The sequence below is a fragment of the Pseudomonas sp. TH34 genome, from assembly GCF_016650865.1.
Classification (GTDB): Bacteria; Pseudomonadota; Gammaproteobacteria; order Pseudomonadales; family Pseudomonadaceae; genus Aquipseudomonas; species Aquipseudomonas yamanorum.
The window spans coordinates 71,977-98,658 of sequence record NZ_JAEKFB010000001.1 but is presented as its reverse complement, the minus strand read 5'-3'; the positions used below and the strand labels follow the sequence as shown (position 1 = coordinate 98,658).

General features: G+C 59.9%; 24 protein-coding genes and 2 pseudogenes. 10 read left to right on the top strand and 16 right to left on the bottom strand.

Annotated elements, in window-relative coordinates:
- Nucleotides 1-129: 129 nt before the first annotated feature.
- From JFU58_RS00420 to JFU58_RS00400, 5 genes are all read left to right on the top strand, one after another.
- Nucleotides 130-870: an FKBP-type peptidyl-prolyl cis-trans isomerase gene (locus JFU58_RS00420; RefSeq protein ID WP_003211122.1), complete on the top strand. Its 741-nt coding sequence runs from the start codon at nt 130-132 to the stop codon at nt 868-870.
- 463 nt (nt 871-1,333) lie between these two features.
- Nucleotides 1,334-1,789 carry a YkvA family protein gene (locus JFU58_RS00415; RefSeq protein ID WP_063033927.1) on the top strand — a complete coding sequence of 152 codons (456 nt, stop codon included), beginning with the start codon at nt 1,334-1,336 and terminating at the stop codon, nt 1,787-1,789.
- Nucleotides 1,790-1,886: 97 nt separating this feature from the next.
- On the top strand, nt 1,887-2,225 hold the full coding sequence (locus JFU58_RS00410; RefSeq protein WP_063028315.1) for a helix-turn-helix domain-containing protein: 339 nt from the start codon (nt 1,887-1,889) through the stop codon (nt 2,223-2,225).
- Nucleotides 2,222-2,593 (top strand): hypothetical protein, encoded by a 372-nt coding sequence (locus JFU58_RS00405; RefSeq protein ID WP_010166435.1) that lies wholly within the window; start codon nt 2,222-2,224, stop codon nt 2,591-2,593. Before JFU58_RS00410 ends, JFU58_RS00405 begins: the two co-directional genes overlap by 4 nt.
- The gene (locus tag JFU58_RS00400) at nt 2,593-2,979 is read left to right on the top strand and encodes a tetratricopeptide repeat protein (RefSeq protein ID WP_093207679.1); all 387 of its coding nucleotides are present in this window, start codon (nt 2,593-2,595) and stop codon (nt 2,977-2,979) included. Before JFU58_RS00405 ends, JFU58_RS00400 begins: the two co-directional genes overlap by 1 nt.
- Before the next feature lies 1 nt (nt 2,980).
- On the opposite strand, the gene JFU58_RS00395 is transcribed toward JFU58_RS00400, so the two are convergent.
- Both JFU58_RS00395 and JFU58_RS00390 read right to left on the bottom strand, forming a co-directional pair.
- On the bottom strand, nt 2,981-4,759 hold the full coding sequence (locus JFU58_RS00395; protein WP_201139670.1) for a bifunctional diguanylate cyclase/phosphodiesterase: 1,779 nt from the start codon (nt 4,757-4,759) through the stop codon (nt 2,981-2,983).
- Nucleotides 4,760-4,871: 112 nt separating this feature from the next.
- Nucleotides 4,872-6,953: a carboxy terminal-processing peptidase gene (locus JFU58_RS00390; RefSeq protein ID WP_172834552.1), complete on the bottom strand. Its 2,082-nt coding sequence runs from the start codon at nt 6,951-6,953 to the stop codon at nt 4,872-4,874.
- A gap of 138 nt (nt 6,954-7,091) precedes the next feature.
- Between JFU58_RS00390 and JFU58_RS00385 the strand changes: the two are divergent.
- A pseudogene (locus JFU58_RS00385) lies at nt 7,092-8,051 on the top strand (zinc-binding dehydrogenase).
- 858 nt (nt 8,052-8,909) lie between these two features.
- Here the strand turns inward: JFU58_RS00385 and JFU58_RS00380 are convergent.
- The 6 genes from JFU58_RS00380 to JFU58_RS00355 all read right to left on the bottom strand — a co-directional run bounded on the left by JFU58_RS00380 (nt 8,910) and on the right by JFU58_RS00355 (nt 14,269).
- Nucleotides 8,910-9,563, bottom strand: a complete 654-nt coding sequence (locus JFU58_RS00380) for an HAD family hydrolase (protein WP_003219744.1) — start codon at nt 9,561-9,563, stop codon at nt 8,910-8,912.
- A 29-nt stretch (nt 9,564-9,592) separates the two neighbouring features.
- Nucleotides 9,593-10,582, bottom strand: a complete 990-nt coding sequence (locus JFU58_RS00375; protein ID WP_003219745.1) for an ABC transporter ATP-binding protein — start codon at nt 10,580-10,582, stop codon at nt 9,593-9,595.
- Nucleotides 10,579-11,379, bottom strand: coding sequence for an ABC transporter permease (locus tag JFU58_RS00370; RefSeq protein ID WP_063028323.1), 801 nt, complete (start codon nt 11,377-11,379; stop codon nt 10,579-10,581). The genes JFU58_RS00375 and JFU58_RS00370 overlap by 4 nt, the downstream gene beginning before the upstream one ends.
- The gene (locus JFU58_RS00365) at nt 11,366-12,211 is read right to left on the bottom strand and encodes an ABC transporter permease (RefSeq protein WP_003219748.1); all 846 of its coding nucleotides are present in this window, start codon (nt 12,209-12,211) and stop codon (nt 11,366-11,368) included. Before JFU58_RS00365 ends, JFU58_RS00370 begins: the two co-directional genes overlap by 14 nt.
- A complete protein-coding gene (locus JFU58_RS00360) occupies nt 12,208-13,014 on the bottom strand; it encodes an alkaline phosphatase family protein (protein ID WP_063028324.1) in 807 nt (268 codons plus the stop codon). Before JFU58_RS00360 ends, JFU58_RS00365 begins: the two co-directional genes overlap by 4 nt.
- A 187-nt stretch (nt 13,015-13,201) precedes the next feature.
- Nucleotides 13,202-14,269: an ABC transporter substrate-binding protein gene (locus JFU58_RS00355; protein WP_017479502.1), complete on the bottom strand. Its 1,068-nt coding sequence runs from the start codon at nt 14,267-14,269 to the stop codon at nt 13,202-13,204.
- 351 nt (nt 14,270-14,620) lie between these two features.
- Between JFU58_RS00355 and JFU58_RS00350 the strand changes: the two genes are divergently transcribed.
- Nucleotides 14,621-15,334, top strand: a complete 714-nt coding sequence (locus tag JFU58_RS00350) for a UTRA domain-containing protein (protein ID WP_010166446.1) — start codon at nt 14,621-14,623, stop codon at nt 15,332-15,334.
- An 843-nt stretch (nt 15,335-16,177) separates the two neighbouring features.
- On the opposite strand, the gene JFU58_RS00345 is transcribed toward JFU58_RS00350, so the two are convergent.
- The 3 genes from JFU58_RS00345 to JFU58_RS00335 all read right to left on the bottom strand — a co-directional run bounded on the left by JFU58_RS00345 (nt 16,178) and on the right by JFU58_RS00335 (nt 19,984).
- The gene (locus JFU58_RS00345) at nt 16,178-17,524 is read right to left on the bottom strand and encodes an amidohydrolase (protein WP_178904068.1); all 1,347 of its coding nucleotides are present in this window, start codon (nt 17,522-17,524) and stop codon (nt 16,178-16,180) included.
- Between the two features lie 51 nt (nt 17,525-17,575).
- Nucleotides 17,576-19,735, bottom strand: a complete 2,160-nt coding sequence (locus JFU58_RS00340) for a mechanosensitive ion channel family protein (RefSeq protein WP_093207692.1) — start codon at nt 19,733-19,735, stop codon at nt 17,576-17,578.
- A 72-nt stretch (nt 19,736-19,807) separates the two neighbouring features.
- Entirely contained in the window at nt 19,808-19,984 is a 177-nt protein-coding gene (locus tag JFU58_RS00335; RefSeq protein ID WP_003219760.1) for a hypothetical protein, read from the bottom strand.
- Nucleotides 19,985-20,159: 175 nt separating this feature from the next.
- Between JFU58_RS00335 and yegS the strand changes: the two are divergent.
- Nucleotides 20,160-21,084 (top strand): annotated as a pseudogene (yegS, locus tag JFU58_RS00330) (lipid kinase YegS); the annotation flags it as partial.
- On the opposite strand, the gene JFU58_RS00325 reads toward yegS, so the two are convergent.
- The 3 genes from JFU58_RS00325 to JFU58_RS00315 all read right to left on the bottom strand — a co-directional run bounded on the left by JFU58_RS00325 (nt 21,046) and on the right by JFU58_RS00315 (nt 23,362).
- Nucleotides 21,046-21,705 (bottom strand): response regulator transcription factor, encoded by a 660-nt coding sequence (locus tag JFU58_RS00325; RefSeq protein WP_063028332.1) that lies wholly within the window; start codon nt 21,703-21,705, stop codon nt 21,046-21,048. The pseudogene yegS and the gene JFU58_RS00325 overlap by 39 nt on opposite strands.
- The gene (locus tag JFU58_RS00320; RefSeq protein WP_201139669.1) at nt 21,702-22,595 is read right to left on the bottom strand and encodes a sensor histidine kinase; all 894 of its coding nucleotides are present in this window, start codon (nt 22,593-22,595) and stop codon (nt 21,702-21,704) included. Before JFU58_RS00320 ends, JFU58_RS00325 begins: the two co-directional genes overlap by 4 nt.
- A 320-nt stretch (nt 22,596-22,915) precedes the next feature.
- Complete coding sequence (locus JFU58_RS00315; RefSeq protein ID WP_063033928.1) at nt 22,916-23,362, bottom strand: hypothetical protein; 447 nt, start codon at nt 23,360-23,362, stop codon at nt 22,916-22,918.
- 552 nt (nt 23,363-23,914) lie between these two features.
- Between JFU58_RS00315 and JFU58_RS00310 the strand changes: the two genes are divergently transcribed.
- Together JFU58_RS00310 and JFU58_RS00305 are read left to right on the top strand one after the other, a co-directional pair.
- The gene (locus JFU58_RS00310) at nt 23,915-24,850 is read left to right on the top strand and encodes a chemotaxis protein CheV (RefSeq protein ID WP_017479493.1); all 936 of its coding nucleotides are present in this window, start codon (nt 23,915-23,917) and stop codon (nt 24,848-24,850) included.
- A gap of 39 nt (nt 24,851-24,889) precedes the next feature.
- Nucleotides 24,890-25,696: an MOSC domain-containing protein gene (locus JFU58_RS00305; RefSeq protein ID WP_201139668.1), complete on the top strand. Its 807-nt coding sequence runs from the start codon at nt 24,890-24,892 to the stop codon at nt 25,694-25,696.
- A gap of 65 nt (nt 25,697-25,761) precedes the next feature.
- Here the strand turns inward: JFU58_RS00305 and ppnP are convergent, their stop codons facing one another.
- Together ppnP and JFU58_RS00295 are read right to left on the bottom strand one after the other, a co-directional pair.
- Nucleotides 25,762-26,046 (bottom strand): pyrimidine/purine nucleoside phosphorylase, encoded by a 285-nt coding sequence (ppnP, locus tag JFU58_RS00300; RefSeq protein ID WP_003183665.1) that lies wholly within the window; start codon nt 26,044-26,046, stop codon nt 25,762-25,764.
- Between the two features lie 48 nt (nt 26,047-26,094).
- Entirely contained in the window at nt 26,095-26,637 is a 543-nt protein-coding gene (locus JFU58_RS00295; protein WP_017479491.1) for an exonuclease domain-containing protein, read from the bottom strand.
- Nucleotides 26,638-26,682 lie beyond the last annotated feature (45 nt).

The window sequence follows — 26,682 nt, the reverse complement described above, 5'->3', positions numbered from 1 at the left end:
AAAATGCTTTTAAACACGTGAACTTATCAGAAGTTTCCTGCTCACATGCCGGTAGCCATTGGTCGTGGCCGCCTGATAAGCTCGCGACTTTACTCGAATGCCCTTTTGGCACACGAACAAGGAAATAGCATGAAACAGCATCGGTTGGCGGCGGCGGTGGCCCTGGTTAGCCTGGTACTTGCGGGTTGTGATTCGCAAACCAGCGTAGAGCTGAAAACCCCGGCGCAAAAAGCTTCCTACGGTATCGGCCTGAACATGGGCAAAAGCCTTGCTCAAGAAGGCATGGATGACCTGGACTCCAAAGCGGTAGCCCAAGGCATCGAAGATGCCGTCGGCAAGAAAGAACAGAAGCTGAAAGACGACGAGCTGGTCGAAGCCTTCGCCGCACTGCAAAAACGTGCTGAAGAGCGTATGGCCAAGATGAGCGAAGAGTCGGCAACCGCCGGCAAGAAATTCCTCGAAGAAAACGCCAAGAAAGACGGCGTTGTCACCACCGCTTCCGGTCTGCAATACAAGATCGTGAAGAAAGCGGACGGTGCTCAACCCAAGCCTACCGACGTAGTGACTGTTCACTACACCGGCAAGCTCACCAACGGCACCACCTTTGACAGCTCCGTGGATCGCGGCAGCCCGATTGACCTGCCGGTCAGCGGCGTGATTCCAGGTTGGGTCGAAGGCCTGCAACTGATGCACGTTGGCGAGAAGGTCGAGTTGTACATCCCGTCCGACCTGGCCTACGGCGCGCAGAGCCCGAGCCCGGCGATTCCAGCCAACTCCGTGCTGGTATTCGATCTGGAACTGCTGGCCATCAAGGACCCGTCCAAGGCAGACGCTCCTGACGCACCGGCGGCTCCTGCTGCCAAGAAGTAATTAGCGCCTGAACACACAACGCCCCGTCTCGACGGGGCGTTGTTGTTTCTGGCCTGCGCGATCGTTCCCGCGCTCTGCGATCATTCCCACGCTCTGCGTGGGAATGCATCCCGTGACGCTCTGCGTCACCATTGCGCATTGCTCAAGCCTTGCGCTAACAGCAAGCGCGGAGCGCCACAGGCGGCATTCCCACGCAGAGCGTGGGAACGATCAGTTGAATCCAGGCCAAATTCAACCGAACCCATGCGGGCTAGAGCAGTCTGATAAAAGACCCGAGCACGGGTAGACGCAGATAATCTCCAAGTCAATGAATTCTTGGGTTTTTTTTATGTGCGCAAAAAACGCCCGATCTGACTGTAGGCCTTGTATTACGTGGCTTTCAGCCTGGAAAATAGGCTCTGTTCACAAGGTTATCCACAATTTGTGTGGATAACCTTTTCTGTCGCCCGGAACTGGAGTGATGATGAAAGCGCCGTTTAATTTCACCCGCTTCCTGCCCATGGCTGCTCGCCTGCTGGGCCGTGGGCGCTTGCCGACGTTGCTGTTCGCGGTGGCCGCCAAAGGCTCGAGCCAGGGCAGCCGGCTGGGCAAGCTCAAGGACGACCTCAAGCTGCTCCAGGCCTTGTGCCTGGCCTACTGGCGCGGCGAATACCGGGCCATCAGCCCCAAGGCACTGATTTCGGTGGTGGCGGGGCTGATGTACTTCCTGAGCCCGATTGACGCAATCCCGGACTTTATCCCGGTATTGGGCATGCTCGACGACATTGCCGTGCTTGCATGGGTCATGAAGACCCTGGACGGCGAACTGAGCGCTTTTCGCGCCTGGCGCGAGCGTCAGGCCCCCGAGAAGCTCGCAGTGGTTGAGCGCCTGCCAGCGACGCCTCTGTTGCTGACGCAGGAACACCTGAAAAAAAACTGAACCTTGCGAATATCCCCCTGCGCTCTTTGTGGCTGTTAGGATTACACTCCTAAGGAAAGTACTTACGAAGTAAGTGTTGTGATCCTACGGGGCAGTCATGGATATTCAGATAATTACAAAGGATGGCGAACCCGAGTATGCGGTTCTGCCTTGGGCTCAGTATCAGGCGCTGTTAAAAGCCGCCGGTCAGCAGCAGCCGACATCTCCTGCTTCGAACATTCGCCAAGCCACCGCCGAACCGGATCTGCGCCCCCTGGAGCAGCTGCGAAGCCTGCGCGAGGCCAAGGGCCTGGCCATCGAGGCTTTGGCGCGCACAGTGGGCATCAGCCCGTCTTACCTGGGCTTGATTGAAAGTGGTGAACGCCAGCCGGACGCAGCCATCCGCCGCAGCCTGGCTTGGGAATTGGGCGTCGCAGGTTGGAGGGACGAAACGTGAGCGTACGCATCAGCCGTCAGCATTGGGATGGGTTAATCAACGAGCTGGACCAGGCGCGCCGACAGCGCCACCTCTTGACCTACCGCGCGTTGCTGGAGCGCCTGCAATTTCCCACGCCGGCGATGCAAACCCTGACGGCCGCGCTGGAACACCTGGCAGCGCTGGATGCCAAGGCCGACCAGCCGCTGCGCAGTTCCCTGGTGATCAGCCAGGGCGCCAGCCGCCTGCCACGTACCGGCTTCTTTGAATGTGTGGAGCGTCTTGGACGTTTCTGCGGGCCGTCCGATGGCGTGGCCGCAGCGTCGTGGCACGCATCGGAAGTGGTGCGCGTGTTTGAGTACGATTATCCCGAGTCAGCGGAGGCTTAGTGTTTTGGAAGCTTAAGGCGTATGTCAGTTATTGGCTGGCGCGCAAATTGTTTCATTGGTCTTGGTTCATGCGACAGCCGCGTGGCTGGCAATGGCTTGAAGGCCAGTTCGCACGCATGGCCAATCTGGGGGACGTAGGGGCCCAGAGTTTCTACGGACATATCCTGACGTTTCGCGGCAAGGGCCTTGGCGCCCGTGAAGAGGGCGTGCGGCTGTTGCGGCTGGCGGCCCAGGCCGGAGATGGCAAGGCGGCCTACCAGATTGGGGTGTTGAGCCTCGCGGGCAGCCTTGGCAAGGCGCCGGATCCGCTGGAAGCGGCACGCTGGTGGAAAATCGCCGCCCGGGCCGGGCACCCGTTGGCGCAGATGCGTCTGGAACAACTCTGATCTAGAGCGGCTCCGCTTCTGCCTGGCCCAACTCCAGACTGTCGATCACATGAATGCTGTAGCCGGCCACGTTCTTCGCGTGGTGCTTGGCTTGCGAGGCCAGTTCTGCCAGTTGGCTGGCATCGAGTTGTCCACAGGCCTGTGGATACAAATGCACCACGCCGATGGACAGCGACAGCAGCGCAAACTCCTGGCGCACGCCCTGGCGGTTCAGTGCAACGAAACAGCCTGCGTCCAGATGCTCGCTGCGATAGAAGCGCCGGCATTGAGTGTGGAAGTCGTCCAGCAACTGGTTGAGTCGCTTGCGCCAATCCTGCGGCCCCAGCACCAGTAAAAAGTCATCACCGCCGATATGCCCGACAAAGTCGCGGCTGGGGTCTACCCGGTCGTTCAGGCATTGCGCCAGGCACAGCAGCACTTCATCGCCCCGGCCATAGCCGTAGATATCGTTGAATGGCTTGAAACTGTCGATATCCACGTAGCAGATCACTGACTCGCGTTGTTGCTGCAACAACCGCGTCAGGCACTGCTGGATCGGCACGTTGCCCGGCAGCAAGGTCAGCGGGTTGGCATAGCGTGCCTGCTGGATTTTCAGCTCGGTAATCAGCTTGAGTACGTCGATCACCCGCCCCAGCCCCAGGTAATCGCCGTTGAGGGTGATGATGAAATCTTCCTCGATCCGCTGGCGTGCGCGGCTGGTGAGCAGTCGGCTGACTTGCTGCAAGGACTGGCTCAGTTCCACCGCGAGGAAGTCATCACTCATCAAGCGGCTGATGGGCTTGCGGGCGAACAGGTCGGTGGCGAACGGCTTGAGCAGGGCGTCCGACAGCGAGTGCCGGTGCACGATGCCGATTGGATGGCCACGCTCATCCAGCACCGCCAGGGAATTGAGGTTGGCCTGGCGGCGGAAGGCTTCCAGCACCTGCGCCGTGGCGGTGTGCTGGCCCACGGCCGGTTGTTCGTTGAGCAGGGCGCTGAGGTCGCTGCCTTCGTCGTTCAGTGCGACGTTGGCGCTGTCAGGCTTGGGTAACATCAACCGTGCTTCCTGCGGCGGGTGTTCCTGGGGGCGGCAGAGCAGGTAGCCCTGCACCAGGTCGACGCCCATTTCCGTGAGCACCGCCAATTCTTCCGGCAGCTCGATGCCTTCAGCGATCACCTGGGCCCGGGAGGCCTTGGCGATTTGCAGGATGGAGCCGACAAACTCGCGCTTGAGGGCGTCCTGGTGGATGCCGTCGATAAAGTGCCGGTCGATCTTCACATAGTCCGGACGCAATTCCGACCACAGCCGCAGGCTGGAATAGCCGGCACCCAGGTCATCCAGGGCAATCGAAAACCCCATGGCGCGATAGTGATGCAGCGCGGTTTGCAGCAGTTGAAAATCGTCGGTCGGGGTTTGCTCGGTCAGTTCGATCACCACCTGGCTGGGCGGGATGCCAAAGTCGCTGAGCAGTTGCAGGGTGCGGCCAGGTTGATGGGCGGTTTCCAGCAGGGATTCGGGTGAGACGTTGAGGAACAGCTTGCCTGGCAGTTTTTGTTCGCTGAACCGCCGGCAGGCACTTTCCCGGCAGACCATCTCCAGCTCACTGAGGCGCCCGGCGTGGCGGGCCACGGAGAACAGCGCGATAGGGGAGTGCAGCGGGCTATTGGACGGGCCACGACTGAGGGCCTCGTAACCGACCACGCGTCGCTCGGACAGAGAAATGATCGGCTGGAACAGGCTGTGCAAACTGCCTTGAGCCAGGATTGAGCCCAATGCATTCAGCTGTTCGGTCATGGTCATGATTTTCTCGGGTCGAAAAAAAAGGACCTGCTTGGGCAGGTCCTTCATTTCACGACAGAATGATGTCTATTTGATGACACTCCGGAGAGCGTTCACATTAAATTGCCATCATTTACTGCTTGGCCACCGTCTTACTGATTTTCAAGTAGTCCAGCAGGATGCGCCCGGTCTCGCTCAGGTAGGCATCATCTTCCGGCTTGGTTTTATCAGGCTCGGCGGCGATCGCGTCTTCGTCTTCTTTCTTCAGTTCCTTGAGCGGGGCTTCGCCTTTGGCCTTGCGGCGGGCGTTCTCCAGCACCAGTTGCTGATTCTCGATGTCGGTGTGCTGCGCACGACGGTCGGCTTCGTTGAGGCTGACGGTTTTCTCTTCCATCAACTTCTTGGCCAGGGCCAGCTTGTCGCGGATAAAGATGAACTCGGCATCCTTGGCGGAGCGGGCTTCGTGATCAGCTTTCAGCTGTGCGATGTACGGTTTGAACGGGTCTACCGCAGGCTTGATCGCAGGGCGGATGGTGTCCCACGGCATGGCCTCAGGCAGTGCGCTCTCGCCGATTTCCTTGGTGTCGATGATCGACGGGAAATCGACATCCGGCAGTACGCCCTGATGCTGGGTGCTCTGCCCGGAAACCCGGTAGAACTTGGCCAGGGTCAGTTTCAGCTCGCCATGGTTCAGCGGCTGGATGGTCTGCACGGTACCTTTGCCGAAGGTCTGGCCGCCGATGATCAGCGCACGGTGATAGTCCTGCATCGCGCCGGCAAAAATCTCCGAGGCGGATGCCGAGAGGCGGTTGACCAGCAACGCCATCGGCCCTTTGTAGAAGGCACCCGGGTTCTCGTCTTCCAGCACGTCCACACGGCCGTCGGCGTTACGCACCAGTACGGTCGGACCCTTGTCGATAAACAGGCTGGTCAGCTCGGTGGCTTCCTGCAGGGAGCCGCCGCCGTTGTTGCGCAGGTCGATGACCACGCCGTCGACTTTTTCCTTCTGCAGTTCTGTCAGGATTTTCTTAACGTCGCGGGTGGTGCTCTTGTAGTCCGGATCACCGGCGCGGAACGCTTTGAAGTCCAGGTAGAACGCCGGGATCACCACCACGCCCAGCTTGTAGTCCTTGCCATCCTGCTTGAGGTTGAGGACTTGCTTCTGGACGGCCTGATCTTCGAGCTTCACCGCTTCACGGGTGATGGACACGATCTTGCTGGTCTGGTCGTTCGGTGCGTTGGTGTGCGGAATCACTTCCAGGCGCACCACGCTGCCTTTCGGCCCGCGGATCAGCTTGACCACTTCATCCAGACGCCAGCCGACCACATCGACCATCTCTTTGTCGGCTTGAGCCACACCGATGATCTTGTCGGCCGGAGCAACCTGTTTGGTCTTGTCGGCCGGACCTGCCGGCACCAGACGTACGATTTTCACCTGGTCGTTATCGCTTTGCAGGACGGCACCGATGCCTTCCAGCGACAGACTCATGTTGATATCGAAATTTTCCGCGTTATCTGGCGACAGATAATTGGTGTGCGGGTCGTAGGACATCGCGAAGGTGTTGATGTAGGCCTGGAAGATATCTTCGGCACGGGTCTGGTCCAGACGTGCCAGCTGATTCTTGTAGCGCTTGGTCAACAGTTCCTGAATGGCCTTCGGGTCTTTGCCTGAGATCTTGTAGCGCAGGACCTCATCCTTGACGCGTTTGCGCCACAGGTCGTCCAGTTCGGCTTCGGTGGTCAGCCAAGGAGCGTCCTTGCGGTCAACCAGCAAGGTCTCTTTCTTGGTGAAGTCAAACTGGTCGACGCCCTTGTTCAGCTCACCAATGGCGAAGTCCAGACGCGCTTTGACGCGGTCCAGGTAACGCTTGTAGATGGTGAAGCCGGGCTGCAAATCACCGCTCTTGAGGAAGTCGTCGAACTGCGTCTTCCACTTGTCGAACTCGGTGATGTCGCTGGCCAGGAAATAGCTGCGCGAGGGATCCAACAGCTTGAGGTAGCTGTCGTAAATGATCACCGAGCGAGCGTCGTCCAGCGGCGGCTTGCTGTAATGGTGGCGCTTGAGCAACTCAACGACGTTAAGGCTGGCAATCACCTCATCGCGATCAGGCTGAAGATTGTCCCAGCTGTTGGCTGCGAACGTATTGCTCGATAGCGGCAGAAGGCCGATACCAATAAAAAGAGCGAGGGCGGTGCTGGGGAACAGATGCTTCATGCTGATTCGACGCGGGGGCAATTGATAACGCATATTAGGCCGTCTTTGAAGTCGCCGGTTCCATATGGGCCGGTCGCATAATGCAAAAAGCCCGGCGCTACAGCAACGGGCTCAGTCCAGACTCACTATGGAGGCACTGTGAAAGCATTGCAAGGCGTTGAAGGTCATGTGGAGTGGCAAGACGAGCCGAGTCCTACATGTGATGTAGGCCAAGTTCGCATTCGTGTGGCGGCTGCGGGCCTGAATCGGGCGGATTTATTACAGCGTTCAGGGCTCTATCCACCGCCTCCTGGCGCCAGTCAGGTGTTGGGCCTGGAGTGTTCCGGGGTGATCAGCGAAGTCGGCGCTGGTTCGTCGTGGCAGGTGGGTGATCGTGTTTGCGCCTTGCTGGCTGGCGGTGGGATGGCTGAAGAAGTGGTGGTGGATGCGCGGCATGTGCTGCCGGTGCCGGAGGGTGTGTCCCTGGTGGAAGCGGCCGGGTTGCCCGAGGTGTACAGCACTGCGTGGCTGAATCTGTTCCAGCTGGCGGGCCTCAAGCCTGGGGAGAAGGTGCTGTTGCATGCTGGCGCCAGTGGCGTGGGGTCGGCGGCGATTCAACTGTGCAAGGCGTTTGGTAGTCCGTGTTGGGTCAGTGTGGGGTCGGCGGATCGCTTGGCGTACTGTGAGGCGCTGGGGGCTCAGGGGGTGTGGTCCGTACTGACGGCATCGAGGGCTTGAGGGATTTTGGACCGTTCGATGTGATTCTTGACCCGGTGGGGGGAATTACGCGGCGCTGAATCTCAAGCTGGCGGCGCGTGATGGGCGCTGGGTGTTGATTGGGTTGATGGGGGGCGGGAGGCGCAGATCGATCTGGCGCAGGTGTTGGCCAAGCGTGTGCAGGTGTTGGGGTCGACGTTGCGTAGCCGGGATGATCAGTTCAAGGCTGACCTGTTCAGTGACTTGAGCCAGCATGTTTGGCCGTTGTTTGCCGAGGGTCGTTTGAGTCCGCAATTGGCCAAGACGTTTCCGATCAAGGATGCCGAGGCCGCGTTTGCGGAACTGGCGACTAATCGGATTTCCGGGAAGCTGGTGTTGGTGATTGACGAAAGCCTGGTCTGATTTCAGAGGCGACATTTGTTTTGGAGGGGAGTTGGCTGGGTGTATATCCGTTATTTAGGTAACGGCCGCCTATGGTTCCGCTCTTACAGCGGCTCACTTTTGAAAAGCGCAAAAGTAAGCAAAACGCTCTTGCCCCACCACTCGGCACCTCGCCTAGGCTCGGTGTGCCCTCACTCCGGCTTTGGACCGTGGGCCGCCGCGATGGGCCATCCTTGGCCCAGCGCGGCTAACCCGGCGTCCTGCCGGGTTACCCACGCTCCAAAGCCTGCGTTCGGCCAGCGTGGTTTAACGGGGCGCCTAAGATCAAGATCAAAAGCAGATCAAGGGCACAGCGGCCTACCGGCCGGCTTGAGTGTTGAAAAGCAAAATCAAAAGCTAAAGTGGGCACGGTCCAAATGTGGGAGCTGGCTTGCCTGCGATGGCATCAACTGGGTGCATCTGGAAGACCGAGTTGTCTGCATCGCAGGCAAGCCAGCTCCCACAGAAAAGCAGCTTTGCTTTCGCTCTGGTCTTTGCCTTTGCTTTTAACACTCAAGCCGGCCGGTAGGCCGCTGTGCTCTTGCTTTTGATTTTGATCTGACTGCCCCAATAAGCCCGAGGCCGAACGCAGGCAGTGCGGAGCGGGTAAACCGGCAGGACGCCGGTTTAGCCGCGCCGGGCCATGGATGGCCCGTCGCGGCGGCCCGCGGAGCAATGCCGGAGTGAGGGAACACCGAGCCTAGGCGAGGTGCCGACAGGCGGGGCAGAGCCCTTTGCTTACTTTGGGGCTTTTCCAAAGTGAGTCGCTGTAAGAGCGAAACCATAGGCGGCCGTTACCTAAATAACGGATATGTACTCACCTCAAACCAGCACGAACCGTCAGACCCAATGATGAATCGGCCACCCAGCCTTCTCAGCATGCGCCCGCAAAACCGGGTCCGGATTCACCACCTGCGGGTTCTCCACCTTCAGCAACAGCGGCAAATCATTGCGCGAATCCGAGTAGAAGTACGCCCCGTCGAGGTGCTCACCTTCCTGCTCCAGCCATTCCATCAGCCGGGTGATCTTGCCTTCGCGGTACGTCAGTACACCGGTGGTCTTGCCGCTGTACACCCCATGAGCAACGTCCAACTCGATCCCCAGCACTTCATCAATGCCGATACGCGCCGCAATCGGCTTGACCAGGTGCGTCCCCGACGCCGAGATCACCAGAATCCGGTCGCCGTTCTTGCGATGCTGGGCGATGGTCCGGGTGGCTTCGCTGTAGATCAGCGGCTCGATAACGTCTTCCACCCACGGCTCAACAAGGTGCTCGATCTCTTCCGGCGTGCGCCCGATCATCGGCTCCAGGCTGAAGTCCATGAAGTCTTCCATGGCCAGTTCACCGCGGCTGTAGGCCGCCATCAGTTCGTCGTTCTTACGCATGAACGACTCGCCATCCACCCAGCCCAAGCGGCCCATTTGCTCGCTCCACAGGGTGGCGCAGTCGCCGTGGATCAGGGTGTCGTCCAGATCAAAAATTACCAAAGCCATCAGTCACGCTCTCTCAAATAAATCGTGCGTCAGGCTACTTCACACAACGCACTTGGGTCGATGGAAAGTGCCAATCGCTGACCGTCCGGGTGCAAATCGTCGGCCGAACGGTTGAGTACATCGACCACCAGTTCCACCCCACGGGCTTCAATGCGGTAGCGAATCACATTGCCCAACAGGCTGTGGCTGCGCACCAGCGCGTCCAGTTCGCCGCTGCGGCTGAGCTCGATGGCTTCCGGGCGAATGGCGATGCGCCCGGTGATCGGGCGCTGCAACAGTTTGCTGGCCTTGTCGGCGTCCAGCAGGTTGTAGTTGCCGATAAACCCGGCGGCGAACACATCCACCGGCGCGGTGTAGAGGGTCTCGGCATCGCCGCTCTGCACGATCTTGCCCTGGTTCATCAGGAAGATCCGGTCGGACATGGTCAGGGCTTCTTCCTGGTCATGGGTCACGAAGATGGTGGTCAGGCCCAGCTCGCGCTGGATCTGGCGAATCTGTTCGCGCAGGTGCTTGCGAATCCGCGCGTCGAGGGCCGACAGCGGTTCATCCAGCAGCAACAGGCGCGGGCGCGTCACCAGCGAGCGGGCGAGGGCCACGCGCTGGCACTGGCCGCCGGACATCTGGTGCGGGTAGCGGCCGGCGAGTTCTTTCAGCTCCACCAGTTGCAACACTTCCTGCACGCGTTTGTGGCTGTCGTCGGCATTGACCTTCTGCATGCGCAGGCCGAAGGCGACGTTCTGTTCCACGGTCATGTTGGGGAACAGCGCGTAGCTCTGGAACACCATGCCGATATGCCGTTTCTGTGGGCTCAGCGGAACGATGTCCTGGCCGTCCAGCAGGATTTTCCCGCTGTCTACCGAGGTCAGGCCGGCGATGCAGCGCAGCAGGGTCGACTTGCCGCAGCCCGACGGGCCAAGCAGGGTGACGAATTCGCCTTTGGCGATTTCGCAGTTGATGTCACTGAAGACCGGTGTGCCGGCGTAGCCTTTTTGCAGGTGTTGGACGCTGACGAAGCTCATTGGCTTTTGTCCTTGTTCAAGATGTTGGCGGCCCAGGTCAGCACCAGCACGAAGAAGAAATAGGAGATCACCAGGGCACTGGTGAAGTGGCCGCTGCTGTTACGCATATTGTTGAGGTACACCTGCAGGGTTTCGTAGCGGGTGCCCACCAGGATGTTGGCGAACACGAACTCGCCGAACAGGAACGAGAACGACAGCAGCAATGCCACCATCAAGCCCTTGCGCAGGTTCGGCAGCACCACCAGGAACGCCGCCTGGAAGGTGCTGGCACCGAGCAGTTGGGCGGCGTCCATCAGGTCCCGCAGGTTGATCGCTTGCAGGTTGTTGGTGATCGCCCGGTACATGAACGGCAGCGCCACGGTGAAGTAGCAACCGATCAGGATCCACGGTGTACCCACCATCGCAAACGGCCCCGAGCCGTAGAGCTGCAACAGTCCCACCGACGACACCACCGGCGGCACCGCGAAGGGCAGCAGGATCAGGATGTTCATCAGCGCGTCGAGTTTCGGAAAGTGGTAATGCACCACAAACAGCAGCGGCAGGATCAGCACCACCGACAAGATCAGCGCGCCGACGCACACCAGCAGCGACTGGCCGAAGGCATTCAGGAATCGCGGGTCACTCCACAGCTGGATATACCATTTGAAGGTAAAGCCGGACGGCAGGACGGTCGCCGACCAACTGCTGGCGATGGAGTAGACCAGGGTGCCGAGCAACGGCAGCACCAGGATCGCAAACAACAGGTACACCACTACGCGGTGGTAGAGGGCGGCCGAGCCAGGTTCAGCGCGAGACATGGTAGCTCCTCTTGAGCAGCAGTTGATGGACCACGGTCACCACGGTCATCAGCGCCACCAGCACCACGGCCAGGGCGCTGGCCATATTCGGGTCCAGGGAGATGTCGCCGGAGACCATCGCCGCGATGCGGATCGGCAGCACGTTGAAGTTGCCGGTGGTCAGCGCGTACACCGTGGCGTATGCGCCGAGGGCGTTGGCCAGCAGGATCACGAAGGTGCCCAGCAGCGCAGGGGTCAGCACCGGCAGACCGATATGCCGCCAATACTGCCAACCGTCCGCGCCCAGCAATGAAGCAGATTCGCGCCAGTCTTCACGCAACGCGTCGAAGGCCGGGTAGAGCAGCAGCACGCCGAGGGGAATCTGGAAATAGGTATAAAGGATGATCAACCCGGTCTTGGAGTACAGGTTGAAGTCCTGAATGATCCCGGCCTGCTTGAGCATGATGGTGATGCTGCCGTTGAACCCCAGCAGGATGATGAAAGCGAAGGCCAGGGGCACGCCGGCAAAGTTGCTGGTCATGTTGGCGAACGCGGTCACGAAATTGCGCAGCGGCCCGTCCACCCGGCGCAGTGAGTAGCTGCCCAGCACGGCGATGATGATCCCGAATACGCTGGAGTAGAAACTGATTTCCAGGCTGTACTGGATCGCCTGCATATAGAACTTCGAACTGAAGATCTTGCTGAAGTTGGCCAGGCCCCAGCCGAACTCTTCCGACTGGACGCTGCTGATCATCACCCACACCAGCGGGGCGATCTCGAACACGATAAAGAAGATGGCGAAGGGCACCAGGCACAAGGCGGCCAGCCATTTGCCGCGGATCACTGAATTCACTTCAACAGCTCCCGGCATACAGGTTTGTCGTGGGGCACACCCAGCAGCTCGCAGACGGTGCCGCACAGCTCGGTTTGCTTGGGTGTGGCATGGGTGTCGAGGCTGAAGGCATCACCCAGCACAAACAGCGGCACTTCCCGTTCTTCCGGCAGCAGGCCGTTGTGGGAGCGGTCGTTGTTCATGCCGTGGTCGGCTGTCACCAGCACCTGGTAACCGGCGTCGAGCCAGCCTTGCAGGTAGTCGGCGAGGATGATGTCGGCCGAGCGTGCGCTGTTGCGGTATTGCGGGGTGTCGAGGCCGTGCTTGTGGCCGGCATCGTCGATGTTCATCGGGTGAACCACCAGGAAATTCGGCGCGTGTTTGAGGCGCAGGCTTTCGGCGTCGGCAAACAGGTGCGAGTCCGGGTAATGGTCATTCCAGTAGAAATGCCCGTGCTGGATCGCCAGGGCCGGGTCGCTGGTATGCCGATCCCGGGCGGCGATAAATGGCGAGCGGTTATACAACTCGCTGACCCAGTGATAAGCCGCCGCCGCCGTGGATAATCCGGCGTCGGTGGCGTAATGGAAAATGCTGCGCTGGTTGGACAGGCGCGAGATGTTGTTGTGGACGATGCCGCTCTCGATCGGCGGGACGCCGGTGAGGATGCATTCGTACAGTGGCCGGGACAGGGCCGGCAGTTCACATTCCAGTTTGTACAGTGCTGCGCGTCCTGCGCCGACATAGGCCTGCAAGTGCCCCATGGCGTGTCGGGCAACCTCGTAATTCAGGCCGTCGAGCACGACAAGGATGACGTTGTGCTTCATAGGGGCTGGGGCTCCGCAACAAATAGGCTTGACTCGGTTTTTCGGTTGGAATACCGATCAAATGTGGGAGCTGGCTTGCCTGCGATAGCGGTGTGTCAGTCGACAATGCTGCTGAATGTCATACCGCTATCGCAGGCAAGCCAGCTCCCACACTGGCCGCGTTCCACTTAAATAGGCGTGTTAAGCCTTATTGCATATTGATGATGACTTCTTCCTGCCACTTCTGCGGCAGAGCCTTGGAGGTCTTCTCCCAAGCGTCGGCGTCCTTGATCGGCGTGACTTTCTTGTACTGCTCGTTAGGCAGCAGCTTGGCCTGTACGTCGGCTGGCAAGGTCAGGTGCTCGGCACGGATCGGCCGCGCATTGCCACGCGCCAGGTTGGTCTGGCCGGCGTCGCTGAAGATGTATTCGCGGGTCAGCTTGGCGGCGTTCGGGTGCTTGGCGTATTTGTTGATGATGGTGGTGTAGCCGGAAATCACCGAGCCGTCCGATGGGATCAGCACCACGTAGTCATCCGGGTTCGCCATCTTGGCCTTGTAGCTCAGGCCGTTGAAGTCCCAGACCACGCCCACTTCCACTTCGCCTTTTTCCATGGTCGCGATGGTCGGGTTGGCCAGCGACAGGCGGCCTTGCTTGGCGATGTCGGCGAACATCAGCAGCGCAGGCTGGATGTTCTTTTCATCACCACCGTTGGCCAGTGCGGCGGCGAGTACGCCGTTGGCAGCCTGAGCGGCGGTGCTCACGTCACCGATGGACACCTTGTATTTGCCGGTCTTCAGGTCAGCCCAGCTTTTTGGGGCTTCGGAGCCGTGCAGCAGCTTTTTGTTGACGATAAACGCGATGGTGCCGGTGTAGGCCAGGGCCCAGTTACCGTCTTTGTCTTTCGCCCAATCCGGGACTTGTGCCCAGGTAGTCGGCTTGTACGGTTGAGTAACGCCCTGTTTCACCGCGATGGGGCCGAAGGCTGCACCGACGTCGCCGATGTCGGCGCTGGCGTTGTCTTTTTCTGCCGCAAACTTGGCGACTTCCTGGGCCGAGCTCATGTCGGTGTCGATGTGCTTGAGGCCATAGATCTTGGCCAGGTCGTCCCAGGTGCCTTTCCAGTTGGCCCAGTCATCGGGCATGCCGACGCTGTTGACCGCGCCTTCCGCTTTCGCGGCGGCTTCCAGGGTTTTTAGATCGGTATCAGCGGCCATGGCGGCGGTGCACATGGCAATGGTCGAGCCTAACAGTGATGCCAGGAAAAGCTGTTTCATCCGAAGCTCCTTTGGGCGTTTTCAACGCTGCGTTTTTATCGACGTTTGCGGTGGTGTTGGTCTAGGTCAGCAATACACGAGCCAATTTAGGCGTGGCGGATGACAGTTTCATGTCGATGTCGTTTTTTGTTGGCCTGGACGAGGGGTTGCCGGGTAAGCGTAGACCATGCCAAACCGCCCGGAAGCCTTGGACTTGGCCGATGTATTGCAGGTCTTGTGGCAGAACGTCGCGAGGCGCTGTCATCTGTCGGTCATGTGCAATGCCTAGGCTTGCACGCAATAGCAGAGGCGCGTTTAAAGGGCGTTTTGTGCACCTGAATAGTGCTGGTCTAGTCCAGATAGGTAACGTTGATGCGTGATGAGGCAACCAAGGCGGTGACAACCATTGGCCTGGCGCTGCAAGAGCAGATCGACCATGGGTTGTTGGCGCCTGCCAGTAAGCTGCCGGCCGAGCGTAAGCTGAGCGAGTTGTTTGGTACCACCCGCATTACGGTGCGGGAAGCCTTGTTACAACTTGAGGCACAAGGGCAGATTTATCGCGAGGAGCGGCGGGGGTGGTTTGTGTCGCCGCCCAGGCTTGCCTACAACTTGATGCAGCGCAGCCATTTTCACGCGATGGTGAGTGCGCAGGGGCGGGTGCCGTCGACCGAGGTGATTTCGGCGCGGTTGCAGCCGGCTTCGGCGGCGGTGTGTGCGTGGTTGCAGTTGCCGGCGTTGTCCAGCGTGATCCAGATTTGTCGGGGGCGCAGGATTGATGGGCGGTTGGTGTTGTATGTGGAGCACTATTTGAACCCGCAGTATTTTCCGGGGATTCTGGAGTGTGATTTGAATCAGTCGATTACGGAGTTGTATGCGCGGGTGTATGACTTGCATTACGGGCGGGTGCGGTTTGAGATTGTGCCGACGTCATTGCAGGTTGAGGCCGCGGCGGCGTTGAGGGTGTCGGTGGGGAGCCCGGGGTTGCGGATTGCTCGGGTTAATTATGATCAGCATGAGCGGTTGATTGATTGTGATCTGGAGTTTTGGCGGCATGATGCGATTCATGTGGGGGTGGATGTGGTTTGACGGGGTGACGCGGGATGTGTTGATGGTTTGACCGTGTACATATCCGTTGCTGCGGTAACGGCCACTTATGGTTCCGCTCTTACAGCGGGTCACTTTTGGCAAACGCCCCAAAAGTAACCAAAAGGTCTTTGCCCCACCACTCGGTGCCTCGCTTAGGCTCGGCATGCCCGCACTCCGGCCCGGTTCCGTGGGCCGCCGCGACGGGCCATCCATGGCCCGGCGCGGCTAAATCGGCATCCTTGCCGATTTACCCGCTCCACCGTGCCTACTTGCGGCCATCGTGGTTAACGGGGCCCGCAGATCAAAATCAAAAGCAGATCAAAAGCAGAGCACAGCGGCCTACCGGCCGGCTTGAGTGTTAAGAGCAAAAGCAAAGACCAGAGCGAAAACAGAGCTGCTTTTCTGTGGGAGCTGGCTTGCCTGCGATACAGACACCTCGGTCTTCCAGATGCACCCAGTTGATGCCATCGCAGGCAAGCCAGCTCCCACATTTGACCGTGCCCGTTTTAGCTTTTGATTTTGCTCTTCAACACTCAAGCCGGCCGGGAGCCGCTGTGCTCTTGATCTGCTTTTGATCTTGATCTTAGGCGCCCCGTTAAACCACGCTGGCCGAACGCAGGCTTTGGAGCGTGGGTAACCCGGCAGGACGCCGGGTTAGCCGCGCTGGGCCAAGGATGGCCCATCGCGGCGGCCCACGGTCCAAAGCCGGAGTGGGCACACCGAGCCTAAGCGAGGTGCCGAGTGGTGGGGCAAGAGCGTTTTGCTTACTTTTGCGCTTTTCAAAAGTGAGCCGCTGTAAGAGCGGAACCCTAAGCGGCCGTTACCTAAATAACGGATATACCCTCAATCCCCCGCATTGGCATACAAATAGTCAGTCGCCAACGAAGCCAACGTCCGTACCCCGACCACCAGCGCCGACTCATCCACAAAGAACCCCGGATTATGATTCGGCGCCGCCTTGCTCATATCCTGATCCCTCGGCGTCACCCCCAAAAACACAAACAACCCCGGCGCTTCCTTGGCATAAAACGAGAAGTCTTCAGCCCCACCCACTAACGGGGCGTTGACCACATCCCCATTCGCCGCCCAACGCAAACTCGGCAGCATCTTCTCGGTCAGCGCCGGGTTGTTGATGGTCGGATCGTACTTCTCAATGATCGTCACCTCAGCCTTCGCTCCACCACTCTCGGCAATCTTCTCGACGGTCTGCCGCACATCCGCATGCAGCTTCTGGCGAATGCCATAGTCGTAAGAGCGAATGGTCCCACTCATATCCACCGACTCAGGAATGATGTTGTACCGCGTCCCCCCGTTGATGGTGCCAATACTCACCACCGCCGGAAACGAAGAAATGTCCGTACGCCGGCTCACCACCGTCTGTAACCCAACGATGGCCTGCGCCCCGACAGTAATCGGATCAATCCCGTCCCACGGCCGCCCCGCATGGGTCTGCTTGCCCAGGATCTTGATCCGCAGGTCATCCGAACTCGCTAGGGTAGGCCCCGGCCGATACGCAATCTGCCCCGCAGGCACACCGGCCCACACATGCAGCCCAAACACCGCATCCGGCTTGGGCGATTTCATCACCCCTTCCTGCACCATCATCTTCGCGCCCCAAGTGTTCTTGCCATCGGGGATAAAGTCGCTCGGGCCTTCTTCAGCCGGCTGGAAATAAAACACCACGGTGCCCGGCAGACGATCGCGCATGCCGGTCAGAATTTTCGCTGTACTCAGCAGGATGGCGGTGTGGGCGTCGTGGCCGCAGGCGTGCATCACGTCGACTTCTTTATCGAGGTACACCCCCTTGGCCTTCGAGGCAAAGGGCAGGTCGGACACTTCCTTGACCGGCAGCGCATCCATGTCGGCGCGCAAGGCAACGGTCGGGCCGGGCAGGGCGCCTTTGAGGATTGCGACCACGCCGGTGCGGGCGACGCCGGTCTTGACCTCAAGCCCCATCTCCCGCAATTGCTTGGCCACCAGTTCTGCGGTGCGCTTTTCGGTGTTGCCCAGTTCAGGATGGGCGTGGATGTCGCGCCGGGTTTCCAGCAGGGCCGGTTCCAGCACTTTCGCCTGGGCGGCGATTTCTTCGCGGGCACTGTCCTGGCCGCTGCTGGCGGCGATGACCGCACTGCTGGCGACACCGCACAGCAGGCCGAATACCCATTGGTGTGTAAGACCGGTCAAACGCATAAGGACTCTCCATGATTATTGTTGTTGATCCTGACGTCGTCCGGGCCGTGCTTATTCCTTCTCCTGCACGCCTCCCGCCGCTGTCACTACTTGTACGCTCAAGCGCGGGGTGGCCAGGTCCAGCCCGGCTTCATCGAGGTGACGTTTGAGCGACAAGTTGAACGCCCGCGAAACTTCCCACTGCTTGATCGGCGCGGTCTTGAAGCGGGCGCGAAGAATCGCACTGCCGGACTCGAAACTTTCTACACCCTGAATCTCCAGCGGCGACCAGATATTGCGCCGCTGCAACGGGTCGTTGCGCATCTTCTGCCCGACGTCGCGCATCAGCTTGATGGCGTCGTCGATTTCCATGTTGTAGGGAATCGCTACCCGGAAGATCGCGTAGCCGAATTCCCGGGAGTAGTTCTTGATGCTTTTGATCTCACTGAACGGGATGGTGTGCACAATCCCGTCGATGTCCCGCAGGCGCACGGTACGGATGGTCAAGCCTTCGACCGTACCCAGGTGACCGCCGACATCCACATAGTCATCAATCGCCAGGGAGTCTTCGATAATGATGAACAGGCCGGTGATCAAATCCGCCACCAGCGACTGCGCACCAAAGCCGATGGCCAGGCCGATCACACCGGCACCCGCCAGCAGCGGCGTGACGTTCATGCCCATGTTCGCCAGGGCGACGATGGCGGCAATGATGAAGATGGTCACGAACAGCACGTTGCGAATCAGCGGCATCATCGTCTGCGCACGCGCGTTGGCCAGGCCTTTGCGCGAGCGGGTGAGCGCGTGGTGGATCGCGGTGTCGCTGAGGATCCAGATCAGCCAGGCGAACAGCAACGTACCGGCAAGGCCGAACAGCTTGACGCTGATTTCATGGCCATCGCCTTCGGTAAAGCGGATCAGCGACAGGCCCCAGACCCGCAGGCCCAGTTCGATAAACACCAGCCACACCACGAGATGGGCGAGGGTGTAGACGAAGCTTTTCAGGCGATCGGAGTACAGCGCATGGCGCTTGTGCCCACGCTGGGGCTTGAGGGAGTGGCGGCGCACCAGGCCGTTGATCACCATGCACAGCACCAGCAACACCGTGCACAACAACGACTGGCGCAGGGCGGTGCTGGTGTCGCCGGCGGAGACGAAGGTGGCGAACAGCGAGATGCCCACCAGCAGTAACGCCGGCAGGTACCAGAAAGTGCCGACGATCTCGATGGTGTCGCTCAGGGCGCGGCGGGTCAGGCGGCGGGACAGCGGCTGGTTACGGATCAGGTGCGCGATGGGCCGGCGGAAACGCAGGATGAACACGCCAGTGGACAGCGCGGCCATGACATTGGCGATGGTCGCGGCGACATGGGACAAATGCTGGCCCAGGCTCTCGGCCAGGCGCGGGTCGCTGACGGCTTCGCCAAAGGCGGCAAAGCTGCCGATCAGCCACAGCGGCCGGAAGGCCTGGTGGCGCAGGATGTACAGCGCGCGGTGGCGGTGCGGGCCGTCGAGCACGGAAAACGCGACCACGCAGATCGCCGAGAAGCAGGTGCCCACCACCAGCGCATAGGCCAGAACCATCGCCAGGGATTTGCCGAGGGACGAGGGCAGTGCGTAGCTCATGTAGACGGTGATCACCAACGCGATGAGCCATGGCCCGAGCTTGCGCAGGGCGAAGCGCAACAGGTCCCAGGTCTTGGGGTGTTGGGGCAGTTCTTCGGTCAGGCCGAAGCGCTCGCGCACCCGGTGGCTGAGCCAGATCAGGATCGCTGCCAGCAGGCTCCAGAGCATCAGGATCATGGCAAAGGCAAAGATGATCGGCAGCCATTCACTGGCCGGCAGCATCAGTGCGGTGAGTTCGTCCCTGGCCTGGTCGAACTCGCTGGACCAGCGATTGATCGGGCTGTCGGCGCCGGAGAACTGTTGCTCCAGGCTCGACAGGGTGCCGCCGATCAAACCGAGCACACCCAGTTCGGCGGCGGGCTGGGCCTTTTGTGTGGTTTCCCGGAGCTTTTTCAGGTCGCTCAGCAGCTTGGTGCGCTGCTGGTCGTTCTCCAGGGTCTTGATCACCTCGTCCAGGGACTGGCCCAACGGGACGTCGGCTTGCGGCTGGGTTTTGGTGTTGCTGCCCAGCAGCCCCGGCAGGCTCACGGCGTGGGCAGGCGCCATGGGCAGCAGGGTCAGCAGGCAGATAAGCAGGCAACAGGGCAGGGCAAACAGACGGGCAAGCACGAGGCGGTCAACCTTAAAAACGACGAATTGACCGAGTGTACGAGGCCGTCCTGTGCAATGCGAGTGAGATTGTCATTCCGCGAGTTTGGCGAGGATCTTGTAAACCACGGTGCCGAGGATCAGCAGCATGCCGATCCACATGCCGAACACACCGATCGGTTTGTCGCGGAAGTTGAAGCCGATGGCCAGGAGGATCATGCCGGTCAGGATGGGGATGAGCATGGAGTGGAAGGCGGACATGGTGATCATGGTGCGACGGCCTTGTCGGGTGGGAATAGGTATAAGTCTAGGTCGATTTTGCCCAGTGCGAGTTGATCAGTGTCAGAAACGCTACAAACCCCGGTTAATTTCTACATTCGATGGCTTTTTTCGATTGGCCACGGTCAACATCCCTCAGGAACCTTAAACCCAGGAGCATTCATCCATGAGCACACCCAAGGCACTGTTGATTCTGCACGGCAAGCAAGCCCTCAACGAAGAGGTGCGGGCTGCAGTGCAGGGCAAGCGCGAACAGGGTTGGGAGTTGGCCGTGCGGGTGACATGGGAGGGTGGCGATGCCCAGCGGTTTGTCGATCAGGCCCTCGCTGATGGCTACACGCGGCTGATTGCCGGCGGCGGTGACGGCACGCTGCGGGATGTGGCCGAGGCCATGGCCCGGGCCAAGACCGAGGCCAGCCTGGTGCTGATGCCCCTCGGCACCGCCAACGATTTTGCCCGCGCCGCCGGTGTGCCACTGGAGCCTGGGCAGGCCCTTGACTTGCTGGACGCGCCGGCCCGTGCCATCGACCTGGGCGAGGTGGGTGGGCAGATCTTCCTTAATATGGCCACCGGCGGATTTGGCAGCCAGGTCACCGCCAACACCTCCGAAGACCTGAAGAAAGTCCTCGGCGGCGCAGCCTACCTGTTCACCGGCCTGTCACGCTTCAGCGAGTTGCGTGCGGCCTACGGCGAATTGCAGGGCCCTGACTTTCACTGGCGCGGCGAGCTACTGGCCTTGGGTATCGGCAACGGGCGCCAGGCCGGTGGCGGTCATGTGTTGTGCCCCGGTGCCCTGGCCGATGATGGTTTGTTGGATATCAGCATCTTGCCGGCGCCTCAGGAAGTGGTCGGCACCCTGCGTAGCCTGATGACGGACGGTTGGGGCCTGGACAACATGTTCGTGCGTGCGCGTTTGCCGTGGGTCGAAATCAAGGTCGCCGAAGGGCTGGCGATCAATCTGGATGGCGAGCCGCTCCAGGGTGATGACTTGCACTTTTCGGCCTTGCCCCAGGCGCTGCGCGTGCATTTGCCGGTGGATTCGCCGTTGCTGACTAATCGTCCAGGCTGATGATCTGTTCGCGCACCGCGAACAACACCAGGCCTGCCACATCAAAAATCTGCAGGCGCTTCATGATCTGCGAACGGTGGGCTTCCACGGTCTTGATGCTCAAACCCAGGCCATGGGCGATTTCCCGGGTGGACTTGCCGCGCACGATCAAACGCAGGATTTCCAGCTGGCGTGCCGTCAGGTTATGGCTGTGGGGCGGCGGGTTGGCCTGGGCCTGATTGCGAATCAGCGCCTGGTTGATCACCGTGTGGGCGATGGCCGGGCTCAGGTAGCGTTCGTTGTTGCGCAAGGCCAGCAGTGCGTGTTCCAACTCGTTGGCTGTGGTGTCCTTGAGCAGGTAGCCATGGGCGCCGGATTCCAGGGCGCACATGATCAGTTCCGGGTCGGTATGCATCGACAGGATCAGCACTTTGCTCTTCGGGTAGGCGCGCTTGAGTTCCTTGAGCGCGTCGAGCCCGCCGGTGTGTTTCATCGACAGGTCGAGCAGCACGATGTCGGGTTGCAGCGCATCGAAGCGCTCCAGCAACTGGGCGCCATCGCTCGCTTCGCCGATCACCGCGTAGCCGGGAATATCCATGACCAGCGCACGCACGCCGGCCCTGATCAGGGAGTGGTCATCCACCAGGAGTAAGTTGCACGTCACTCTAGAACCTTATGGGGGTTGGCCCGTTCGAGGGCGCGGGGCGCCCAGGGGAAAAGCGCTTCAATCCTTGTGCCAAAGCCTGGCCGGCTATTGACGGACAATGTGCCGCCCAGCTGATCAATCCGCTCGGACATGCCAGCCATGCCCCGTTGACCTTCCTGGGCGGGGTTGATGGCGGGCGAAAAGCCCAGGCCGTCATCGCTGATAGACAGTGACAGGCCTTCCGGCAGGCGTTGCAGGCGCACCAGCAGGTTGCGTGCCTGGGCATGGCGCAACATGTTGGTGACGGCTTCCTGGGTAATGCGAAAGGCGGCAACGGCCATTTCTTCCGGGATGCCGGTGAGCCGTTGATGGCATTCCAGGCTCCAGTTTACCTGGGTGTTTTCCAGGGTCTTGAGCAGGTGCGCCCGCAGGCTCGCCTCCAGCCCCAGGCTCGCCAACTGACGAGGATTGAGGATGGCCGACACGTCCTGAACCTTGGCCAGGGTTTCGTTGAGGGTGTTGCACAGCACTGCGCAATGGCCTTGCAGGTCTTCCGGCAGGCGGCGTTTGAGCCATTCACTTTGCAGCTTGGCGGCGGTCAACAGTTGGCCGATATCGTCGTGCAATTCACGGCTCAGGCGATGACGTTCGTTTTCCTGGACCTGCAACAGACGTTCGGCCAGTTCCTGGGGCTGGAACTTGATGGACTTGCGTGAGCGCCACTGTTGCAGGCCCACCACCAACAGGGTAGCCAGGTTCAATAACAGCAGGGCTAAAGGAAGCTCGGCCGAGCGTGCATAAGCCCACAGGCTAAGCAGGCACGAACACAGGCAGAGCGCGAGGGTCATCCTGCGTGCATTGCTTCGGGACACGGACCTTGCGATGAGTGACTTCAGGCTGGCGTACATAGGAGGCGCATTTCACGTTTATATGCATCATGAAGTTGAGTCACTTCGAGCGGGGCATGGTACCACCACTATTACCGTTGGTCGCCTTTCGCCGAGCTTGATGAGGCGTATTAATCACGGCTGCGCCTCGGGAGGTAGTTCCGGAGTTCAAAGAGTGGGGGAGTTGTATCATTGAAGTTGTTTTGTATCGGTATTGTCGTTAGTGGCTTATTGATATTTTTCGGCTAACGACTACGTCATTTGTGATTAGTTGTGGCTGTCGTTTTTGGATAAGGCAGTGATTGAATGCGACATTTTTGCCGGATAAATGCGAAGAGGACTCAAAAGGCGTAGGGCATGCGTTGCTGTTGTGTGTAGCCAAAGTCGCTTTGCGGGATGTGTTGGACGACGGTGGCAATCAATACGGTTTGTTCGGTTTCATCCAGGCTGAGTTTGCCGGTTTTGGTGTCGATCAACTCCAGTTGCCAGGCCAGCAATGTGAGGCAGTTGTGCAATGCATCAAGTGCTTCGTCATGCAGCTGCAAGGGGCTGGCGGCATTACTGATCAGGTACTGGATATGCCGTGAAAACTCGCTGATCGCCCGCAGGGCCAAGGCTTCCGACTTGTCCGAGAGCTTGATCAGGCTGGCTTTCATGCAGTCGATGGCGTCGCTGTCGTTGCGGATCAAATGCAGGTGGCTCAAGCATTCTTCAGACTTGGCCAGCAACATTTCCGCTTCGAGCAGGAACTCGGGCAGTGCAAGTTGCCACTCTTTGCCGTCGTTCATCATGCAAGTCTCCATAACATACCGTCGGATGATGAGATGTCGCACCGGGTGAATGGCGTAAAACTACCGCTGAAATATGACGAAGATCTGTAGGTCAGATCCGACTTTTCAGTAGGACATTTATTTGAATAACGATCAGGCTCGTCCGGGCCCCCCATAATCTTCAGGGTTGTTCGCACAACTTCTTCGGTTGCCAAGACGTAAGTCTCTGGACGACCCGTAGGCCGCGGGCTTGCGATAGCAAACAAAAGCCTGACTCCATTCATGCAATGAGAATGGCGTCACATTAATGGCTATTAGATATCGCGAATATCAGGTTGGTCCTGATTGTGGATAGGGGAATCCCTTACATAGGGGAACCTCGCGCTGACTTTACGGTCACGCGGCGGCGGTGATAGGCGTTGTGTTGAAGCTGGCTCAGTAAAGCATGATGTCAGTGTGACATCAATGGATTTGCATGGCATTTTAGTGGGGGGTCAAGGTCCGGCGTTTGCCGCCGATAACCCTCTTCAGTGACCAGCACTATCCATCCGCTAAACCCAGGAGTCTTTAATGGCCGGCATTCTCGACACGGTAGATCAACGCACACAATTGGTGGGTGAGAATCGCCTGGAGATCCTCATGTTTCGCCTGGCCGGGCGGCAGCTGTTCGCGATCAACGTGTTCAAGGTGCAGGAAGTGCTGCAATTGCCCAAGTTGACCCTGATGCCCCAGCGCCATCCGTTTGTCTGCGGTGTGGTCAACCTGCGTGGCCAGACGTTGCCGGTCATCGACCTGTCCCAGGCGATTGGCATGCGTCCGCTGATTCCGGGGCCCAACAGCACCATTATTGTCACCGAGTACAACCGTTCGGTGCAGGCATTCCTGGTGGGCGGTGTCGACCGCATCGTCAACATGAACTGGGAGGCAATCCTGCCACCCCCGGCGAGTGCCGGGCGCCAGCATTACCTGACGGCCATCAGCAAGGTCGACGACCAGTTGGTGGAAATCATCGACGTGGAAAAAGTCCTCGCCGAAATCGTGCCCTACAACGCCAAGGTTTCCCGCGAGAAACTCGAAGACCCGGTGCTGGAACGCGCCCGCGGCCGTGAAGTGCTGCTGGTGGATGACTCCAACGTCGCCCTTTCGCAACTGCGTGACACCCTCGGCCAGTTGGGGGTGAAGATGCACATTGCCAGCGATGGCCTCAAAGCGCTGAACATGCTCAAGGGGTGGGCCGACAGCGGCCAGGTGATGACCGACAAGCTGTTGATGATCTTCACCGACGCCGAAATGCCCGAGATGGACGGCTACCGCCTGACCACCGAGATTCGCAATGACCCGCGCCTGCGTGGCCTGTACGTGGTGTTGCACACGTCGTTGTCCGGTAGCTTCAACGATTCGATGGTGAAGAAGGTCGGCTGCGACAACTTCCTCTCCAAGTTCCAGCCCGACAAGTTGGTGGACGTGGTGCGTCAGCGCCTGATGCTGGACGAAGTACCGGCTTGAGCTTAGGGTGACGGCTTTACCCCTCAGGAATGCAGGCCCATGCTTCGTCTCAGCGCGTTGTACCGATACCCCTTGAAGTCCGGCAAGGGTGAAACCTTGCAGCAGATTGGCCTGGACACACTCGGGCTCGACGGGGATCGACGCTGGATGTTGGTGGATGAGGCCAGCGGGCGTTTCCTGACCCAGCGCGCCGTGGCCAAAATGAGCCAGCTGTCGGCGTTGTGGAATAGCGCCGGTGGCCTGACCTTGAGCGCCGAAGGCCAACCTGCCCTCGACGTGCCACTGCCCGGAAGCGAGGCCGAGTTGCGCGGCGTGACCATCTGGCGCGACACCTTGCGCGTGCCCGATGCCGGTGATGAGGCGGGCGCCTGGGTCAGCGAATTCATCGGCAAACCCACGCGCCTGGTGCAAGTGCCGCTGGCGCGTGCGCGCACCACCGAGGCCGGCTACGGCAAGGACGATGACAAGGTTGCATTTGCCGATGGTTTTCCGTTGCTGCTGATCGGCCAGGCGTCCCTGGATGACTTGTCCCAACGGGTCGGTCGACCCATGGAAATGCTGCGTTTCCGTCCCAACCTGGTGATCGAAGGCAGCGAAGCGTTTGCCGAGGACGGCTGGAAGCGGGTACGGATTGGCGATGTAGAGTTCCGCGTGGTCAAGTCCTGCTCACGCTGCATCCTGACCACCATCGACCCGGCGAGCGGCGAACGCAGCGCCGACCGTGAACCGCTGGCCACCCTCAAGACCTATCGTGAGCACGAGGGCGATGTGATGTTCGGCCAGAACCTGGTCAACGATGGGGCGGGCCGCCTGGAAGTCGGTATGCCGGTGACTGTCCTGGAGTAAGCAACCCTGAAATGAAAAATGCCCGTCTCGCAAGAGACGGGCATTTTTTATGGCCGGCGTAAAGATCAGCCGCGGTATTCGCACAGGTAAGCCGTGTCGACCGCTACCTTCAGCTGGAACTTGCTGTTGGCTGGCACGTTGAACTGGCTGCCGGCGGCGAAGGTTTCCCAGTCGGTGCTGTCTGGCAGCTTGACGGTCAGCGCGCCCGACACCACGTGCATGATTTCACGCTGGGCGGTGCCGAATTCGTATTCACCCGGGGCCATGACGCCGATGGTCGCCGGACCTTCTGCAGTGCCGAAAGCGATCGACTTGACGGTGCCGTCGAAGTACTCGTTGACTTTAAACATGGGCGAATCCTCGGAAAAAGGGTCAAGAAAGGTCGGCCAGTATGCCTTCTACACGGGCAAAATCAACGGCAGCAGCCGTGCGGTGTTGCGCGCATCTTCCAGCGCCCGATGCTGTTGGCCATGGAACTGCATGCCCGCCAGTTGCAGCGCGCCGTTGAGCCCCAGGGGCTTGTCCAGGCGCCGGGCCTTGGCGAAGCGCTGCTTGAGGTTCACGTGGGGCGTCTGGCCCAGCACGCTGCTCAAGCCATGGCGCTGCCACTCCAGCTCCAGTTGCTGGCGGTCGTAGTCGCCCCAGCTCGCCCAGCCTTCCAGGCGTGCCTGGTGTTGACCGAGCCAGCGTTCGAACAACGGCCACACCTCATTCAACGGCGCGGCAGCATCGATGTTCGCTTGGGTGATGTGGGTCAACTGGCGGCAGAACGGCGTCAGCAACGGCCTGCGCAACGGCCGCACGAAACGCTGGAAATGATCCAGCTCACGGCCCTGGCGGTTGACCAGGCTCACGCCGATTTCGATGATTTCCATCTCGGTCACGGGCCAGCCGCCTTCATCCGTTGTGGCTTCAAGATCAATAATCAGCCAATGAGGCATCGCAGGTTCCCGTACTCTTCCCGTCCTGATGGGGATAGAGCGTAG